Annotated in this window: 19 protein-coding genes and 1 pseudogene; 13 read left to right on the top strand and 7 right to left on the bottom strand. The window is 68.9% G+C overall.

From position 1 onward, the window contains the following. Positions 1 to 228 precede the first annotated feature (228 nt). The 8 genes from AC3WLY_RS08535 to AC3WLY_RS08570 all read left to right on the top strand — a co-directional run bounded on the left by AC3WLY_RS08535 (position 229) and on the right by AC3WLY_RS08570 (position 8148). The gene (locus tag AC3WLY_RS08535; protein WP_175961770.1) at positions 229 to 1596 is read left to right on the top strand and encodes a sigma-54-dependent transcriptional regulator; all 1368 of its coding nucleotides are present in this window, start codon (positions 229 to 231) and stop codon (positions 1594 to 1596) included. Between the two features lie 76 nt (positions 1597 to 1672). Beyond that, positions 1673 to 3976, top strand: coding sequence for a hybrid sensor histidine kinase/response regulator (locus AC3WLY_RS08540; protein WP_175961769.1), 2304 nt, complete (start codon positions 1673 to 1675; stop codon positions 3974 to 3976). A 360-nt stretch (positions 3977 to 4336) separates the two neighbouring features. Continuing rightward, on the top strand, positions 4337 to 4729 hold the full coding sequence (locus tag AC3WLY_RS08545; RefSeq protein WP_310133816.1) for a BON domain-containing protein: 393 nt from the start codon (positions 4337 to 4339) through the stop codon (positions 4727 to 4729). A 27-nt stretch (positions 4730 to 4756) separates the two neighbouring features. Beyond that, positions 4757 to 5782: an SDR family oxidoreductase gene (locus AC3WLY_RS08550; RefSeq protein ID WP_492310362.1), complete on the top strand. Its 1026-nt coding sequence runs from the start codon at positions 4757 to 4759 to the stop codon at positions 5780 to 5782. Between the two features lie 33 nt (positions 5783 to 5815). Beyond that, a complete protein-coding gene (locus AC3WLY_RS08555; protein WP_072437837.1) occupies positions 5816 to 6115 on the top strand; it encodes a DUF2795 domain-containing protein in 300 nt (99 codons plus the stop codon). 52 nt (positions 6116 to 6167) lie between these two features. Continuing rightward, positions 6168 to 6737: a hypothetical protein gene (locus AC3WLY_RS08560; RefSeq protein ID WP_492310361.1), complete on the top strand. Its 570-nt coding sequence runs from the start codon at positions 6168 to 6170 to the stop codon at positions 6735 to 6737. Positions 6738 to 6879: 142 nt separating this feature from the next. Then, on the top strand, positions 6880 to 7485 hold the full coding sequence (locus tag AC3WLY_RS08565; protein WP_175961767.1) for a DUF4142 domain-containing protein: 606 nt from the start codon (positions 6880 to 6882) through the stop codon (positions 7483 to 7485). Positions 7486 to 7539: 54 nt separating this feature from the next. Then, a complete protein-coding gene (locus AC3WLY_RS08570) occupies positions 7540 to 8148 on the top strand; it encodes a DUF892 family protein (RefSeq protein WP_492310360.1) in 609 nt (202 codons plus the stop codon). Between the two features lie 108 nt (positions 8149 to 8256). On the opposite strand, the pseudogene AC3WLY_RS08575 reads toward AC3WLY_RS08570, so the two are convergent. Together AC3WLY_RS08575 and AC3WLY_RS08580 are read right to left on the bottom strand one after the other, a co-directional pair. Beyond that, a pseudogene (locus AC3WLY_RS08575) lies at positions 8257 to 8466 on the bottom strand (hypothetical protein); the annotation flags it as partial. Beyond that, positions 8411 to 9118 (bottom strand): UdgX family uracil-DNA binding protein, encoded by a 708-nt coding sequence (locus AC3WLY_RS08580; RefSeq protein ID WP_492310359.1) that lies wholly within the window; start codon positions 9116 to 9118, stop codon positions 8411 to 8413. The gene AC3WLY_RS08580 and the pseudogene AC3WLY_RS08575, both read right to left, overlap by 56 nt. 165 nt (positions 9119 to 9283) lie before the next feature. Here AC3WLY_RS08580 and AC3WLY_RS08585 point away from each other — a divergent pair, with 165 nt between their 5' ends. From AC3WLY_RS08585 to dctA, 3 genes are all read left to right on the top strand, one after another. Continuing rightward, positions 9284 to 9451 carry a hypothetical protein gene (locus AC3WLY_RS08585; RefSeq protein ID WP_175961765.1) on the top strand — a complete coding sequence of 56 codons (168 nt, stop codon included), beginning with the start codon at positions 9284 to 9286 and terminating at the stop codon, positions 9449 to 9451. 114 nt (positions 9452 to 9565) lie between these two features. Further along, positions 9566 to 10489: a LysR family transcriptional regulator gene (locus AC3WLY_RS08590; RefSeq protein ID WP_175961764.1), complete on the top strand. Its 924-nt coding sequence runs from the start codon at positions 9566 to 9568 to the stop codon at positions 10487 to 10489. Between the two features lie 43 nt (positions 10490 to 10532). After that, positions 10533 to 11855, top strand: a complete 1323-nt coding sequence (dctA, locus tag AC3WLY_RS08595; protein ID WP_492310358.1) for a C4-dicarboxylate transporter DctA — start codon at positions 10533 to 10535, stop codon at positions 11853 to 11855. A 24-nt stretch (positions 11856 to 11879) separates the two neighbouring features. Here the strand turns inward: dctA and AC3WLY_RS08600 are convergent, their stop codons facing one another. The 5 genes from AC3WLY_RS08600 to AC3WLY_RS08620 form a co-directional block, all read right to left on the bottom strand. Beyond that, positions 11880 to 12662 (bottom strand): substrate-binding domain-containing protein, encoded by a 783-nt coding sequence (locus AC3WLY_RS08600; protein ID WP_492310357.1) that lies wholly within the window; start codon positions 12660 to 12662, stop codon positions 11880 to 11882. Positions 12663 to 12707: 45 nt separating this feature from the next. Next, positions 12708 to 14003 carry an MFS transporter gene (locus AC3WLY_RS08605; RefSeq protein ID WP_175961761.1) on the bottom strand — a complete coding sequence of 432 codons (1296 nt, stop codon included), beginning with the start codon at positions 14001 to 14003 and terminating at the stop codon, positions 12708 to 12710. A 194-nt stretch (positions 14004 to 14197) separates the two neighbouring features. Further along, complete coding sequence (locus AC3WLY_RS08610) at positions 14198 to 14680, bottom strand: PRC-barrel domain-containing protein (RefSeq protein WP_034184470.1); 483 nt, start codon at positions 14678 to 14680, stop codon at positions 14198 to 14200. Positions 14681 to 14775: 95 nt separating this feature from the next. Beyond that, complete coding sequence (locus AC3WLY_RS08615) at positions 14776 to 15207, bottom strand: CBS domain-containing protein (protein ID WP_034184469.1); 432 nt, start codon at positions 15205 to 15207, stop codon at positions 14776 to 14778. A gap of 94 nt (positions 15208 to 15301) precedes the next feature. Further along, positions 15302 to 15556, bottom strand: a complete 255-nt coding sequence (locus AC3WLY_RS08620) for a hypothetical protein (protein WP_492310356.1) — start codon at positions 15554 to 15556, stop codon at positions 15302 to 15304. Here AC3WLY_RS08620 and AC3WLY_RS08625 point away from each other — a divergent pair. Continuing rightward, the gene (locus tag AC3WLY_RS08625) at positions 15555 to 15728 is read left to right on the top strand and encodes a hypothetical protein (RefSeq protein ID WP_175961759.1); all 174 of its coding nucleotides are present in this window, start codon (positions 15555 to 15557) and stop codon (positions 15726 to 15728) included. The genes AC3WLY_RS08620 and AC3WLY_RS08625 overlap by 2 nt on opposite strands. Beyond that, complete coding sequence (locus AC3WLY_RS08630; RefSeq protein ID WP_034184667.1) at positions 15725 to 16027, top strand: hypothetical protein; 303 nt, start codon at positions 15725 to 15727, stop codon at positions 16025 to 16027. Before AC3WLY_RS08625 ends, AC3WLY_RS08630 begins: the two co-directional genes overlap by 4 nt. The last annotated feature ends 169 nt before the right edge of the window (positions 16028 to 16196 follow it).

Raw genomic sequence — 16196 nt, forward strand, 5'->3', positions numbered from 1 at the left:
AATCTGGCAATGCGAGCCACCGTGGCAGATAGATTTATTCGATGAGCGACGAATGCGCGACCGGGGTCTTCTATACTTCGAAGCAGCGTTTTTCATTGCAGGACGGCCTGTCCGCTCATTGGTATGCAGTGCGGAAGGTGTCGCCGTGTGCCGGCCGCGCGTGCTGCGCCGCACATCCGTCGCGGTTCCGGCCGGTGCCCGCGCCGGGCCGCCTCACGAGGAGCCTCGATGCCCTATGTCCTGATCGTCGAAGACGATGCCGATACGCGCACGATGCTCGCGACGCTCGCACGCACGCAGCAGCTCGCATGCGATACGGCCGCGACGCTCGAAGAAGCGCGCACGCTCGTCACGACGCATACCCCCGATCTCGTGTTGTGCGATCTCGTGCTGCCGGACGGCAACGGCATGGATCTGTTCGACGCATTGCCGAAACGCTCGCACTGCGAAATGGTGTTGACCACCGGCCACGCGAGCCTCGAAACCGCGATCGACGCACTGCGGCGCGGCGCGACCGACTATCTCGTGAAGCCGCTGAACATGCAGCGGCTGAACAGCATCTTCGCGCGCGTGCCGCGCACGACCGCGCTGCACGAAGAGATTGCCGAGCTGCGCTCGGAGCTGAAGCGCCTCGGGCGTTTCGGCCGCATGCTCGGCAGCTCGCCCGCGATGCAGGCCGTCTACGATGCGATCGGCCGCGTCGCGCGCACCGAGGCGTCGGTGCTGCTGACGGGCGAATCGGGCACCGGCAAGGAACTGGCCGCGCAGACGGTGCACGACCTGAGCCTGCGCCGCCGCGGCCCGTTTCTCGCGGTGAACTGCGGCGCGATCGCCGCGAACCTGGTCGAGAGCGAGATGTTCGGCCACGACCGCGGCAGCTTCACGGGCGCCGAGCGCCAGCACAAGGGCTTCTTCGAACGCGCGGACGGCGGCACGCTGTTTCTCGACGAGATCACCGAGATGCCGGTCGAATCGCAGGTCAAGCTGCTGCGCGTGCTGGAGACGGGGCGGCTTACGCGGCTCGGCTCGACGCGCGAGATCGACGTCGACGTGCGCATCGTCGCCGCGACGAACCGCGATCCGGAAGCCGCGATGGCGGACGGCAAGCTGCGGCCCGACCTGTTTCACCGGATCAACGTGTTTCCGATTCCGTTGCCGCCGCTGCGCGAGCGCGGCGACGACATCCCGATGCTCGCCGACGCGTTCCTGCAGCATTTCAACGAAGAGAGCGGCCGGCATCTGCGCTTCGCGCCGGCCGCGCGCGAAGCGCTGAAGACCCACGAATGGCCCGGCAACGTGCGCGAACTGCGCAACTTCGTGCAGCGCGCGAGCATTTTCAGCGATGCGGACGTGATCGACACGCTGCCGCCGCCGATCATGGAAGAGCTGTCGAACATGGTCGATTCGCACGAGGATCGCGTGACCGTGCCGTTCGGCACGCCGCTCGAGGAAGTCGACCGGCGGCTGATCCTCGGCACGATCGCGCAATGCGGCGGCGTGAAGGCGCAGGCGGCCGAAGTGCTCGACGTCAGCCTGAAGACGATCTACAACCGGCTCGCGCAACTGGAAGACGAAGCGGACAAGCCGGATTCCTGATGCCGCCGCGACCGCGCTCGTGCACCCGTTCCCGCGTGGCGTCGCGCATCGCCGTCGCGCGGCAGGAGCGTATCCGATGATCGACTTCTCGCGCATGCGCGCCGGGAATTACGCAACGGCCGTGATGCTGGTCGCGATCGCGACCGTGCTGCAGGCGCTTGCGATCCGCTTCGGCGGCGTGAACCTGTCGCTCGTCCTCTACTACCCGCTGCTCGCATGCGCCGCATGGGCCACCTCGTTCCTGTTCGGGATGGCCGCGACCGTGGTCAGCGGCATGCTCGTGTGGACGCTGTTCCTGTCCGATCCGGCTGCCTACACGGAGCCGCTGGCCGAGCGGCTCGTCCGGCTCGCGACGTTCGTGCTGGTCGGTGCGCTCGTATGCGCGATTGCGTCGATGCTGCGGCACGCGCGATTCGCGAACGACGACGCGCGCCGGCGCGAAGCGGCCACGCATCGGCGGCTCGAAACCGTGCTGCAGGCGCTGCCGCATGGTGTGATCGCAACCGATACGAACGGACGGCTCACCTACATGAACGCGGCCGCGGCCGCTCTCGTCGGCTGCGCGCCGGCCGATGCGACGGGGCGCGCCGCGCGCGACGTGCTGCGGGTGTTCGACCGCGCCGGCCGCCGCGTGCCGGCGACGCCGCTCGATCGCGCGCTCGGCGGCGCGGGCGTCGTGTCCGACCAGCACTGGCTGCATGCGGACGGCCGCGAGCCGGTGCCGATCGTCGAGGTCGCGTCGCCGATCGCCGATGTCGATGGCAACATCGACGGCGCGGTGCTGCTGTTGCGCGATGCCGGCGCGGATCGTTCGCGCGTCGACGCGTCGCGGCTGCAGCGCGCGGTTGTCGACGCATCGCCGGACGCGATCGTCGGCGTCGATGCCGACGGCCGCATCGTCAGCTGGAACCCGGCCGCGCAGCGCCTGTTCGGCTATGACGAAGGCGATGCGCTCGGGCGCGCGTTCGAATCGCTGGTCGCGATGCGCTGGCTGAAACGCAGGCCGTTCGCCGAATTGTTCGACGATATGCGCGAAGCGGTCGGGCCGATCGACCTGCTGTGCGTGCGACGCGATGGCCGGCGCTTTCGTGCGACGGCGGCGGCGGGCCCGGTGAGCGGCGACGCGCGTGCGTGCGTCGCGCTGTCGCTGACATTGCGCGAAACCGGCGCGCAGCGCCTGCGCGACCTGCGCACGCTGCGCTCGCTGCAGCGCGCGCGCCATGCGCGCGACCAGGCCGATACGTCGAACCGCTTGAAGGACGAGCTGCTTGCGACGGTATCGCACGAATTGCGCACGCCGCTGAACGTGATCTACGGCTGGGTCGAGGTGCTGCGCAACTCGGGCGACGACGCGCTGCAGCAGCAGGCGATCGACGCGATCGACCGCAGCGCTCGCTCGCTCACGCGGATGGTCGGCGACATCCTCGACGCATCGTCGCTCGCGACCGGCAAGCTGCAGCTCGACGCGATGCCGGTGGATGTCGTGCGGCTGTTCTCCGACTCGGTCGGCGCGTTCCAGACGGCCGCGTCGTCGGCCGGTATCGTGCTCGAGTTCGAATGCACGGCGGCCACCTGCATCGTGTCGGGCGATGCCGAGCGGCTGCGGCAGATGCTGTCGAATCTCGTGTCGAACGCGCTCAAGTTCACGCCGAGCGGTGGCGCCGTGACGGTCGCGCTGGCGCGTGTCGATACGCGCGTGGTGCTGACCGTGTCCGACACGGGGCAGGGTATCGCGGCGGAGTTCGCGCCGTTCGTGTTCGACATGTTCCGCCGTGCGGACGATTCGCCCGCGTCGTCGCGGCGCGGCCTCGGGCTCGGCCTGTCGATCGTGCGGCATATCGTCGAACTGCACGGCGGCAGCGTGGCCGTCGAGAGCGCGGGCCGCAATCGCGGCGCGACGTTTACGGTGACGCTGCCGGCCGGCTGGCAGCCGATGGGCGCGATGGCCTGGGGGATCGCGCAGGCGGATGGCCGTCACGAGCCGCCTTTGCTGGATGCGCAGCGCATCCTGATCGTCGACGACGATGCAACGACGCGCGCGAGCCTGACCGCCGCGCTGACCACGTTCGGCGCGACTGTCGCGATCGCATCGTCGGGCCGGGAAGCGCTCGCGGTGGCCGCCGACATGCGGCCGACCGTCGTGCTGTCCGATCTCGCGATGCCGGACGGCGACGGCTTCTGGCTGCTCGATGCGTTGCGGCGCAGCGCGATGAACGGCGGCGGGCTGTCCGACCTGCGCGTGCTGGCCGTGACCGCGCACGCGGGCCTCGCCGACGAACGCCGCGCGCTCGAAGCGGGGTTCGAAGGTTATCTGTGCAAGCCCGTCGACGTGCGCGAACTGGCGCGCAAGATTGCGCAGGTAACGAAGCGCACCGGCTGACGCCGCGCATGCGGTCGCGCGCCGTCGCGCCGGGGGTTCCGGGTATCTCCTTTCCCGCGCCGGTGCGCGTTCGCCGATCGATGCGATTCCCTCATGATGCCGCCCGATGCGGGCGGGCGCGTCGACGCGCGCCCGTTACCCGCCCGTTACGTGCCTGTTACCCGCCTGTTACCCGCCCGTTACCCATCGCCCGGCAATCGTCATGCCCGGCGGATGCGCGCCGAAAAAATTACAACGCATTGGATGAAAGCACCTCCCCAAGGCGCCACGCGCGTGCATGCGGCGCCGGCGCCGCGGCACGCGCCTTGCGCGGGTGACACGTGCCCGCCGGCCATGCCGGCCCGACGAAAGGAGGTCACGATGAGGATATTCCCGCTGCAAGCCCGGTCACCGCGATCGGGTCGTCATCCCGCAAAGCGCATCGGCATGGCCGTCGCGATTGCCGCGGCCACGGCCTGCGCAATGGTCGCGCCGAACGTGCTCGCCGCCGGCGACGACAGCGCCGCGTCGTCGTCGCATTCGACGACCGGCACAAAGATCCGCGACGCGACGATCACGACCAAGGCGAAGGCCGAGCTCATCGGCACGAGCGGCCTGACGGCCGGCGACATCCATGTGAAGACGCGGCGCGGCATCGTGACGCTCACCGGCAGCGTGCCCGACGAGCAGCAGCGTACGCAGGCCGTCGGCGTCGTGAAGCAGCTCGACGGCGTGCGGAGCGTGCGCGATCAGCTGACCATCCGGCCCAAGTGACGTCGGCGCCGTAACAGGAGTCCAGTCATGAACTGCATGCTCAAACCGGTCGGCGAGCAGACGATCGTGATTACCGGCGCGACGAGCGGCATCGGCCTCGTCACCGCGCGCAAGGCGGCACGGCGCGGCGCGAAGCTCGTGCTGTTCGCACGCAACCAGGAGGCGCTGAACACGCTGTGCGACGAAATCCGCCAGCACGGCGGCCTCGCGGTGCCGGTCGCCGGCGACGTCGGCAACATCGAGGATCTGCAGCGCGCGGCCGCGGCCGCGGTCGATACATATGGTGGTTTCGATACGTGGATCAACAACGCGGGCGTGTCGATCTTCGGCACGGCGGCCGCCGTGCCGCTCGAGGATCAGCGGCGGCTGTTCGATACCAACTACTGGGGCGTCGTGCACGGGTCGCTCGTCGCGGCCGACCATTTCCGGCGCAAGAGCGATTTCCACGGCGGCGCGATCATCAACATGGGCAGCGAGGCGTCCGACGCGCCGGTGCCGCTGCAAAGCGCCTACGTCGCGTCGAAGCACGCGGTGAAGGGCTTCACCGATTCGCTGCGGCTCGAGATGGAAGCGGACCACCTGCCCGTATCCGTCACGCTGATCAAGCCGGCCGCGATCGATACGATGTTCGTGATGCACGCGAAGAACTACATGAACGTCGAAGCGAAGCTGCCGCCGCCGATCTATGACCCCACCCTCGTCGCCGACGCGATCCTGTTCGCGGCCGCGCACGCGCGCCGCACGCTGTTCGTCGGCGGCGCCGCGAAATTCGCGTCGGCGAGCGCGTACCACGCGCCGCGCCTGTTCGATCGCGTCGCGGCCACGCTGTTCTCGCGCGGCCAGCGCACGGTGCGGCCCGCGCGGCCGCGCGACGACAACGCGCTGTACGAGTCGCGTCACGCGCTGCACGAGCGCGAAGGCATGGACGGGCCGGTGCTGCGCGGTTGCGCGTACAACACGGTGGTGCAGCGGCCGAAGGTCGCGGGTGCGGTCGCGCTGGGCGCGGCGCTCGTGGTCGCCGCGCTCGCGCGTTCGCGACGCGCTTCCGCGTGAGCCGAGCCCGGCATTTTTCCGAAGGAGGCTTCGATGACATCCCGATTGCACACGGGCCACGAACTCAGCCGCTCGCGTTCGCACGAAGGCGAGCGCGCGGTGCAGGACCGCGACAAGGGCGGCCACCAGACCGGGCACGGCAAGGCGCCGGGCCCGGTCGACATCCGGAAGACGCTGAAGGGGCTCGACTATCCGGCGAGCAAGGCGGACGTCGTCCAGTGCGCGGAGCGCGCGCATGCGGACCGCGGCGTGATCGACCTGCTCACGCGCATTCCCGATCGCGAATACGGCACGCCGGCGTCCGTGTCGAAGGAACTCGGGCGGCTGATGTAAGCGCCGCCGTGTCGCGCCGCCCACGCGGCGCACCGTCACGAGGAGCACGAACATGGCGATGATCGTCGCAGGCCGCTTCACGACGTTCGATGAAGCGGAAGGCGGGGCGCGCTACCTGTACGAACGCGCGTTCGGCCCGGACGACGTGTCGATCTTCTTCCTGAACCCGGGCGGCCAGCATGCGCGCTTTCCGATCGGCGGCGACGTATATGCCGACTCGGCGGCGGAGCCGGGCGGCCGCGGCGCGATGATCGGCGCGATGCGCGGGTTGCTGATCGGCGTCGTCGCGGGGCTGGCTGCTTACGCACTCGGCGTGCGCGAGTGGTTCGTGCCGGCCGCCGGCGCGCTGGCCGGCGCGTATCTCGGCGCGCTGGGCGGCGCGCTCGGCCGGATGCGCGGCGAGCGCGTCGAAGGCAAGGGCGCGCTCGCGCACAGCGACACCGGCGTGATCCTGGCCGCGCGCGTGACGCCCGATACCGCGAACACGGCGGAGGACGTGCTGCGCGCGACCGGCGCGATGTCGATCGAGCGCGTCGAAGGCGACTGGCAGGACGGCGAATGGCGCGACTTCGATCCGGTGCGCCGGCCGGACGCCGCCGCGTCGGGGAGCCGGACGAACTGATCGGCTGCAACGCGCCGCCCGCGTCCGGTCGCGCGAGGGCACGCGAGGGCGGGACGGGCCGGATATCGCGCCCGAACGGCGGTTCGATCGGCGGCGGCTGGCGGTTGTCGATCCCGGCCGCCCCCAAGCAAGGAGAAGACGGATGAAGCACTTCAACTGGACGATCGCAGCGCTCGCCGCGCTCGCGCTCGCTGTCCCGGGCCTCGCGCATGCGCAGATGCCGGGCGGGCCGCCCGCGTCGAATTCGCGCGCGCCGGGCGGCATGATCGACCCGTCGTCGGGCGCGGGCGATGCGCGGATCGCGAAGGCGCCGCAGGGCGGCGACGCGGAATTCATCGACAAGGCCGCGATCGCCGGCAAGGCCGAGGTGCAGGCGAGCCAGCTTGCGCTGAAGCAGGCGCAGTCGCCGGACGTGCGCGCGTTCGCGCAGCGCATGGTGGCCGATCACGGCAAGGCGAACGCGCGGCTGAACGAGATTGCCGCGCGCAAGGGCATGAAGCCGCAGGCCGATCAGATCGTGGACCCGGACGTCGAGGCGCTGCGCGGCAAGAGCGGCCACGATTTCGACGTCGCGTACGTCGCGGCGGCCGGCCCCGATGCGCATCGCAAGGCCGTCGCGCTGTTCGAACGCGAGGCGCGCGAGGGCGGGGACGCCGAACTGCGCGCGTTCGCGAGCGCCGCGCTGCCGACGCTCAGGCATCACCTGAGCCTGGCGCAGGCGCTCGAGCGCAAGGTGGGCGCGCAATGACGCGTGCCCGTTCAACCCCGGGCCGCATGTGCGGCCCGTATCCTGGAGACATTCATGGCACACCGGCAACAGAAGCACGAAGGCATCCGCGAACTGCTTTGTCAGGCGTATGAAACCGAGCTTGGCGGCGCGAAGATCTACGAGGCTGCGCTGCAGTGCGCGACCGACGAGGATTTGCACAAGGAATGGGAGAAGTACCACCGCGAGACGATCCATCACCAGGAGGTGCTGCGCAAGGTGTTCGATACGCTCGGCATGGATCCCGACGCGCAGTCGCCCGGGCGCAGCGCGGTGGCGGCCACCGGGAAGTCGCTCGTCCACGTGATCGAGCAGGCGCGCAAGCAGGCCGATCCGGCCGTCGCGCAGATCGTCGCGGCCGAATGCGTGGTGCTCGCCGAGACCAAGGACCACCTGAACTGGGAGCTGATCGGCTATGCGGCCGACCAGTTGTCGGGCGATGCCGCGAAGGTGCTGAAGGGCGCGCACGACGAGATCGAGGCCGACGAGGATCACCACCTGTACCATACGCGCGGCTGGGCACGCGAGATGTGGATCGAGTCGATGGGCTTCAAGGCCGTGCTGCCGCCGCCGGAGGAGGTGAAGAAGGTCGAATCGGCGGCCGATGCGGCGCGTGCCGAACGCTCGCGCGGCAAGATGATGTAACGGGAGCGGCGGCCGGGCAGCGGCGGATTGCCGGCGGCCCGGCTGCCATCACGTGCCATCACGTTGTGGGCGCAACGATTCGCGCGAGCCGGATCACGTCAGCATGCCGACGGCCATCCACCGCATGTTGAAGCCGAATTGGCTGCCCGCCTGTGCGTAGACGGCGACGTTGCTCGGGGCGGCGTCGGATGCGCCCGCGAGCAGGCCCGGGCCGAGCCGCCGGTACCACGGCTTCGCGGCCGCAGGCCGCGGCGCGGGCCGCTCATCCGGCGTCGCCCGATGCGCCCGGCCGGCCGCCGTTGCTGCCGTCGTTGCCATTTTGGTCGCCGTGGCCATGGCTGTCGCCGTGGCCGCGCGCGAGGCGGGACGCGGTACGCAACGCATCGACGAGCGTCCGGTATGCGTGTTCGCGAGAGTCGGCGCCGCGCGTACGCAGCACATACGACGGATGGCAGGTTGCGACGACAAGCCGGCCTTCGGCGGTCCGCACCGGCGCGCGCGTGCGCTCCAGCGTCGCGTCGTTGTCCTGCAGCACCGCGCGCAGCGCGGAACCGCCGAGCGCGACGATCACGCGCGGGCGCACCGCGTCGAGCTCGCGTTCGAGCCAGTAGCGGCATGCGGCGACCTCGCGTTGCGCGGGCGTCTTGTGCAGGCGCCGCTTGCCGCGCGGCTCCCATTTGAAGTGCTTGACCGCATTCGTCAGGTAGACGTGCGAGCGCTCGATTCCGGCCTCGCCGAGCGCGCGGTCGAGCATGCGGCCGGCCGCGCCGACGAACGGCAAACCCTTGCGGTCCTCCTGATCGCCCGGCTGCTCGCCGACCAGCATGATCGTTGCGTCGACGGGCCCGGCGCCCGGCACCGGTTGCGTCGCGTGTTCCCACAGCGCGCAGCGTCGGCACGCGTCGAGCGTCGCCGGCGCGTCGCCGCCGCGGGCGGCGGGGGCCGGACGAGCGGCCGCCTGGCGCGTCATGCGGCGCCTCTTGCGCGGGCTCGCGCGCCGCATGCGGCTGCCTGCGCGAACCGGCGCGCCGGCCGGCACGCGGCACGCGACGCGCTCGCGTGGCCTGGCTGGAAAATCGACATCCCGCGCATCGATGGCTCCCGTATCGACGATACGGAACATGGAGCAACCGGCATGCCGCATGCGGTCGACATGGGCGCGCAGTTTGCGGCCGGCCTGCATCCGCTGACGGGGGACAGACGCGATGCATCCCCCGGCGACGATCCGGCCGCCGCCGACGTGCCGTACCATACGAGCGCGACGGCGATCGCCGCCAGGCATCGCGCGCGTTCTCCGTCGTGATCGATGCGCTGCGGCACCGCGCGTAGCAGGCGTCGGAGCCGGGCATCTCCCGGCTGGGTGAGCTTGCCCGAATCATGCAAAATACCCGGCATCTGAAATTCGGAGACGTGGCCCGTGGGAATCAACTTCGATTTGACCGACTTGCAGGCGTTTCGCGCGGTGGTGGAGCTGGGAAGCTTCCGAAAGGCCGCCGACGCGATCAGCATTTCGCAGCCCGCGCTGAGTCGCCGGATCGACAAACTCGAGGAAGCGCTCGGCGTGCGGTTGTTCGAGCGCACCACCCGCAGCGTCACGCTGACCACCGTCGGGCGCGTGTTCGCGCCGAGCGCCGAGCAACTGCTGGACGATCTCGACGTCGCGCTGCTCGGCATCCGCGACGTTTCGTCGAGCCGCCTCGGTCATGTGACGATTGCATGCGTGCCGTCGGTGGCCTACTACTTCCTGCCGAACGTGATCGCGAGCTATCATCGCCGCTTTCCGCGCATCAGGGTCAAGCTGCTGGATGCGAGCGCCAACGAGGTGCTGGGCGCGGTCATCAGCGGCGAGGCCGATTTCGGCGTGAGTTTCATGGGCAGCCAGGAGCCGGAGATCGAGTTCAAGCTGCTGCTGCAGGAACGGTTTGTTGCCGCGTGCCGGCGCGACCATCCGCTCGCGCGCAAGAAGCGCGTGACCTGGAACGAGCTTTACGAGTACGAGTATGTGTCGGTGGACAAGACTTCCGGCAACCGCCTGCTGCTCGACCAGGCATTGACGACCGTCGCGCCGCGGGCGCCGAGCGTGTGCGAGACGCGCCACGTGACGACCCTGCTCGGGTTGATCGAAGCCGGGCTCGGCGTCGCCGCGGTACCGTCGATGGCGATGCCCGGACACGACCATCCCGTGCTCACGAGCGTGCCCCTCGTCGAACCGGTGGTCAAGCGCCGGGTGGGCATCGTGAAACGGCGCGGGCGCCCGCTGACGCCGGCCGCGGAGGAGTTTCACCGGGCGATCGTCGATGCGAAACGCGCCGGCGCCGCAAGCAGCGATGCATCGAAGTGACGAAGATAAAGAACACAAACAGGACATCGGGGAACACCGCATCGTGAGGCTGGCAAGACCGCTCCGTTCGCTCTATGTGCAGGTTCTGCTGGCGATGGCGCTCGGCGTGAGCGTCGGCCACTTCTGGCCGTCGGCGGGCGCGCTGCTCAAGCCGCTCAGCGATGCATTCGTCGGCCTCGTGCGGATGATGATCGCGCCGATCGTGTTTTGCACGATCGTCTCCGGCATCACGTCGCTGGCGAACGGAAAGGCCATCGGGCGCACGATCGTGCGCGCGCTGGTGCTGTTCTATCTGCTGACCGCCGCCGCACTCGCATTCGGGCTCGTCACCGCGTTCGTGCTGCGGCCCGGCGCCGGCATGCACGTCGACGTGCGCCATCTCGACCCGCGCATCCTGGCGCAATATGCACCGCACGCGCAACCGCACGGGCTCGTCGAGTTCGCGTTGAGCGTGATCCCCGACACGATGCTCGGCGCGTTCCGCACGGGCGAGGTGCTGCCGGTGCTGCTGCTGTCGCTGCTGTTCGGTTTTTCGCTGAATGCGTATCCGCAGGCCGGTCGGCCCGTGCTGGCGCTGATCGACGGCGTCGCGCAGATCGTCTTTCGCGTGCTCGCGATGGTCATGCGGCTTGCTCCGCTCGGCGCATTCGGCGCGATGGCGTTCACGGTGGGCCGCTTCGGCATCGGCTCGGTCGGCTCGCTCGCGAGGCTGATGGTGGCGTTCTACGTGGCCTGCGTGCTGTTCGTCGCGCTGGTGCTTGCGCCGCTCGCGCGGCTGCACGGCTTCGCGTTGTGGCGGCTGTTGCGCTACCTGCGCGAGGAATTGCTCATCGTCCTCGCGACCTCGTCCACGGAGCCGGTGTTGCCGCGGCTGATCGTCAAGCTGGAGTCGCTGGGGTGCGACAAGGGCGTCGTGGGGCTCGTGCTGCCGGCCGGCTACTCGTTCAACCTGGACGGCACCGCGATCTACCTGACGCTCGCGGCATTGTTCATCGCGCAGGCGTGCGACGTGCCGCTTTCCGCGCCGCAAATCGCGGCGATGCTCGCCGTCATGCTGCTCACGTCGAAGGGGGCGGCCGGCGTGTCCGGCAGCGGGCTCGTCGCGCTCGTCGCGACGCTCGCCGTGATGCCCGACCTGCCGGTTGCCGGGGTCGCGCTGCTGGTCGGCATCGATCGCTTCATGTCCGAGGCGCGCGCGCTGACGAGCGTGATCAGCAATGCGTGCGCGGTGATCTTCGTTTCGTCGTGGGAAGGGGAGTGCGATCGTGAGCGGCTCGCGCGGATGCTGAGCGCGGCCGAGCCGGCGAACCTGAACTGCGCCGATGATGCTGCGGACAACGCCGGGCGCGACGGGAAGGCCGTCTGATGCACGCCTTCCCGTGGTTCGTGCTCAAGGTGCGGAGACGGAATCCAGTCCGGTCGACTTCACTTCCGGCTGCACGGCGGGCGACGCGAGATAGTCGAGGAGTGCCTTCGCTTCCGTTGGATGTTGCGCGCCGACAGGGATGCCGGCGGCGAAGCGTGTGACGGACTGCAGCGATTCGGGAATCTTGCCGACAAAGGTCGCGCCCTGGACGGGCAGCAGTTCGCTCACCTGCTGGAAGCCGATTTCGTAGTCGCCGTTCGCGACCACGGACGCGACCGGAATCCGCGGGATCATCTTCGCCTTCGCTTTCATCTGGTCGTCGATGCCGAGCTTCCTGAACAACTCCCGCTCGATATAGACGCCGCTCGCGCTATCCGAGTAGGCGATCGACTTTGCATGCAGCAGCGCCTGCTTCAGGCCTTCGGCCGAGCTGATGTCGGGTTTCGCCGCGCCGTCGCGCACGACCATGCCGATGCGGGAATCGGCCAGCTCGACGCGCGATCCGGGGATCACCTTGCCTTGCCTGATCAGATCGTCGAGCGCGTAGCCGACCATGATCACCGCGTCGGCAGGCTCGCCGCGCGCGAGCCGGTTCGGAATCGCCTCGGGTGACTTGCCCATCGACGGGCCGAGCGCGGTGTCGAGCGTGTTGCCCGTGCGGGACGCGAACTGCGGGCCAAGGCGCTTATAGGCCGCGGTGAAGCCGCCCGAGCTCATCACGTGCAGCTCGGCGGCCTGGACGTTTGCGGTGACTGCGGCGGTGGCGACGAGCGCGGTCGCGCACAGTTTCAGGAGCAGGTTTTTCATGATTGTCGTCTTGCGGAGTCGGGGCAGGTTGCTCGGCATGGGGCGTCAGTGCGCGGGTGTCAGCGTCGGCGTCCGGCGGCGATAGAGCGCGAAGGTCGCAAGCAGCGCGCACACCGCGGCGAGGCTCATCCAGTAGCCCGGCGCAGCCTTGTCGCCGGTCATGTGAATCAGCGCCGTCGAGATGGCGGGCGTGAAGCCGCCGAATACGGCCGTCGCGAGGCTGTAGGCGAGCGAGAAGCCTGCCACGCGCACCTCCACCGGCATCACTTCCGTCAGCGCGACGATCATCGCGCCGTTATAGATCCCGTACATGAACGACAGCCACAGAAGGACGAGCAGCATGTTGACGAACGACGGCGCATGAGCGAGCAGCGACAGCGCAGGATAGGCGGTGGCGATCGCGAGCACCGTCATGCCGACGAGCAGCGGCCGGCGGCCTATCCTGTCCGACAGCGCACCGCCGATCGGAAGCCAGACGAAATTCGACACGCCGACGCACAGCGTCACGAGCAGGCTGTCCGCGGTGCTCAGGTGCAGAACCGTCTTGCCGAAGGTCGGCGCGTAGACCGTGATCAGGTAGAAGCTCGTGGTCGTCATCGCGACCAGCATCATGCCTGCGAGAACCACGCCCCAGTTCTGGACCAGCGTACCGAACACTTCCTTCATGCCGGGACGATGCCGGCGCGCCTTGAATTCCTGCGTTTCCTCCAGATTGCGACGCAGCATGAAAATGAACGGCACGATCGTACAGCCGACGAAGAACGGGACGCGCCATCCCCATGCGGCGATGGCCGATGCGCTGAGCCATTGATTGAGCGCGAAGCCGAGGCCCGCCGCGACGACGATCGCGACCTGCTGGCTGGCGGACTGCCAGCTCGTGTAGAAGCCCTTGCGGCCGGGCGTGGCCATCTCGGCAAGATAGACCGACACGCCGCCCAGTTCGGCACCCGCCGAAAAGCCCTGCAGCAGTCGCCCGATCAGCACGAGCGCGGGTGCGAGCAGGCCGATCGTCGCGTAGCCCGGTACGAACGCGATCAGGATGGTGCCGCTTGCCATGATGGCCAGCGTGACGATGAGGCCCTTGCGGCGGCCGACGTCGTCGATGTACGCGCCGAGCACGATCGCGCCCAGCGGCCGCATCAGGAAGCCGGCGCCGAACACGGCGAACGTCATCATCAGCGAAGCGAACTCGCTCGCGGCGGGAAAGAACACGGCGGCGATCTGCGTCGCATAGAAGCCGAACAGGAAGAAGTCGAACTGCTCGAGGAAGTTGCCGGCCGTGACGCGGAATACCGCGGCGGCCTTCGAACGTCCGGTCGGAAGGCTGGGCGAGGGGGGCATCGGGGGTGTCTCCAGAAAAATTCAGACAATGCGCGGAAGGCGATCGATTGTCGTTTTGGTAATGTTCGCCCGGAGACGGAGAAACGATAAGTGCGATTTTTGGATGGATTGATGTCGTATGGTTATCAATAGGGGCGGCCGGCAGACGAAAAAAAGCCCCGCATGCGCGGGGCGTGTCGGCCGGTCGCGAACGCTCAATGAGGGTCGCGTGTGCGCGGATTGTTCAGTTCCTCGGTCGGATCGGTCAGCCCGAGCTCGTCGCCGGGGCTCCAGTACGGCGCGCTGCCGTAGTACTCGTGCAGCGGCTCGGCCCATTGCGGATCGGCCATCGCCGGCCAGTGGTCCTTGTCGAAGCCGGGAGCGTTCTTGATCCGCTCCGACGACACCGACAGCAGGAAGCACTTGCGCTCGGTGTCGAGCGTCAGCGCGCTCCACGGGATCGCGAGCAGCTTGTCGCCGATGCCGAGCAGGCCGCCACTCGACAGCACCGCGTACGCGATACGGCCCGAACGCACGTCGAGCATGATGTCCTTGATCTTGCCGACATCGTCGCCGTCGGTCGTATAGACCTTGTCGCCTTCCAGCGTGTTGGCCGCCATGACGTCGGGGCCGGGTCCGGCCGCCGTTGCGGCGCCCTTGCCGATGATGCGGGTCTGACCTTGATTGGAAGTCTGCATGGTGTTTCCTCCAGGCTGCGTGGTGCGCGATCGTGCCCGGGCGGGCCGCGGGTCGCGCGGGTGGTCGGGACGGGGCGAAGCAAAGGCTCGACCCGTCACGTCTGCCTCGGCTGCGACACGCCTTCGAGCGTGTTCGCGACGTCGTCGTGCGTCGGGCCGGCCGAGCGCGTCGCGATGTCCGCGAGCGACAGCATGCCGACCAGCCGCTTGTCGTGATCGACGACGGGCAGGCGGCGCAACTGCGCGTCTGCCATGTAGTGCTGGATCTCTTCCAGCGAATCGTCGTCGAAGCACCATTCGATCGGGCCCGAAGCGACTTCGTGAATCCGCGTCTCCGGCGGCTTGCCGGCCGAGATCGCGCGCACCGCGAGATCGCGGTCCGTCACCATCCCGATCAGCCGGTTGTTGTCGCACACGGGCAGCGCGCCGATGTCGTAGCGCTCCATCAGTTGCGCGGCATGGCGGATCGAGTCGGTCGGCGCGATGCACACGACGTCCTGCGACATGATTTCGTTGACGCGATGCATGAAAGTCCTCCTTGCGGGTGGGGTGTGGGCAATGCTTCGGCTCATTCAGCAAACCGCATGCCGTGCGGCGCACGCGGCCTGTCGTTCGTCGCCGTCATCTGTCGTGGCGTTCGCGCTTGTCCTGCCACGGCCCGTCGTCGTGCGTGCCGGGCGGCGTGTCGGGCTCGATGCGCGTGATACCGCCGGTCGCGGGCGGGTCGCTCGCCGGAAACGTGTCCTCGAGCTGCTTGTCGATATGGCGTTCCGAATGGCGCGTGTGCGTGCGGTCCTCCGGCTTCAGCGGCTGCGATGGGGAGGGTCGCTGCTTGCGCTCCGGCGCGTCGTGGCCGGACCGGGTCGAATCCTTCATGGCGAAGCTCCGTATCGGTGACGATGACGCCGATTTCCCGCAACGGCCGTTCCCGGATCGCACGCGGCACGCGATTTGCCACGTCGCCGGCGAAGACGAAGACGACCATGGCAGCAACGCGCGGCGCACCCGGTGCCTGCGGTGCGCGCATCAAGCGGAGACACGACGATGATTCCGAAACGACGACCAGGCGTACGCTACGAGATCAACGTATGCGGCGGCGGATTCGATTCGGTGAAGAGCCATTTCGATACGTGGAAACACGAACCGCTGATCTACCGGCCCGAGCGCCGGATGTTCGAGGGCAAGGCCGACGTGCGGCCGCTCGGCGACGAGACGTTCGGCTCGACCGAGCCGGCGCGCTTCGCGCTGCAGCGCGCATGCGAGCCGGCCGACCCGTATGCGCTGGCGGCGCGTGTGCGGGACGACGGCCGCGAGCTGTGGCTCGTGATGGCCGCGTACGACGCGTAGCGGCGCGCTTGCAAGAATTGCAGCGAACGGTGTAGCGAATGCACGGCGCGCGCCGCGAGCGCGCGCGTATGCGCAGCAGCGCCGGCGTGCGGGCGCCGCGAACGGACGGCACGCGGATTGCGGACCCTGGCCACATCCGTCAGACAACGCAACGATGCGCCCCTATGGA

The sequence above is a fragment of the Burkholderia sp. FW306-1C-G01B genome, from assembly GCF_058781685.1.

Coding starts and splice junctions, on each gene's coding strand:
- AC3WLY_RS08535 (WP_175961770.1), top strand. CDS start 229: ATGCCCTATGTCCTGATCGTCGAAGACGATGCCGATACGCGCACGATG.
- AC3WLY_RS08540 (WP_175961769.1), top strand. CDS start 1,673: ATGATCGACTTCTCGCGCATGCGCGCCGGGAATTACGCAACGGCCGTG.
- AC3WLY_RS08545 (WP_310133816.1), top strand. CDS start 4,337: ATGAGGATATTCCCGCTGCAAGCCCGGTCACCGCGATCGGGTCGTCAT.
- AC3WLY_RS08550 (WP_492310362.1), top strand. CDS start 4,757: ATGAACTGCATGCTCAAACCGGTCGGCGAGCAGACGATCGTGATTACC.
- AC3WLY_RS08555 (WP_072437837.1), top strand. CDS start 5,816: ATGACATCCCGATTGCACACGGGCCACGAACTCAGCCGCTCGCGTTCG.
- AC3WLY_RS08560 (WP_492310361.1), top strand. CDS start 6,168: ATGGCGATGATCGTCGCAGGCCGCTTCACGACGTTCGATGAAGCGGAA.
- AC3WLY_RS08565 (WP_175961767.1), top strand. CDS start 6,880: ATGAAGCACTTCAACTGGACGATCGCAGCGCTCGCCGCGCTCGCGCTC.
- AC3WLY_RS08570 (WP_492310360.1), top strand. CDS start 7,540: ATGGCACACCGGCAACAGAAGCACGAAGGCATCCGCGAACTGCTTTGT.
- AC3WLY_RS08580 (WP_492310359.1), bottom strand. CDS start 9,118: ATGACGCGCCAGGCGGCCGCTCGTCCGGCCCCCGCCGCCCGCGGCGGC.
- AC3WLY_RS08585 (WP_175961765.1), top strand. CDS start 9,284: ATGCCGCATGCGGTCGACATGGGCGCGCAGTTTGCGGCCGGCCTGCAT.
- AC3WLY_RS08600 (WP_492310357.1), bottom strand. CDS start 12,662: ATGAAAAACCTGCTCCTGAAACTGTGCGCGACCGCGCTCGTCGCCACC.
- AC3WLY_RS08605 (WP_175961761.1), bottom strand. CDS start 14,003: ATGCCCCCCTCGCCCAGCCTTCCGACCGGACGTTCGAAGGCCGCCGCG.
- AC3WLY_RS08610 (WP_034184470.1), bottom strand. CDS start 14,680: ATGCAGACTTCCAATCAAGGTCAGACCCGCATCATCGGCAAGGGCGCC.
- AC3WLY_RS08615 (WP_034184469.1), bottom strand. CDS start 15,207: ATGCATCGCGTCAACGAAATCATGTCGCAGGACGTCGTGTGCATCGCG.
- AC3WLY_RS08625 (WP_175961759.1), top strand. CDS start 15,555: ATGGCGAAGCTCCGTATCGGTGACGATGACGCCGATTTCCCGCAACGG.
- AC3WLY_RS08620 (WP_492310356.1), bottom strand. CDS start 15,556: ATGAAGGATTCGACCCGGTCCGGCCACGACGCGCCGGAGCGCAAGCAG.
- AC3WLY_RS08630 (WP_034184667.1), top strand. CDS start 15,725: ATGATTCCGAAACGACGACCAGGCGTACGCTACGAGATCAACGTATGC.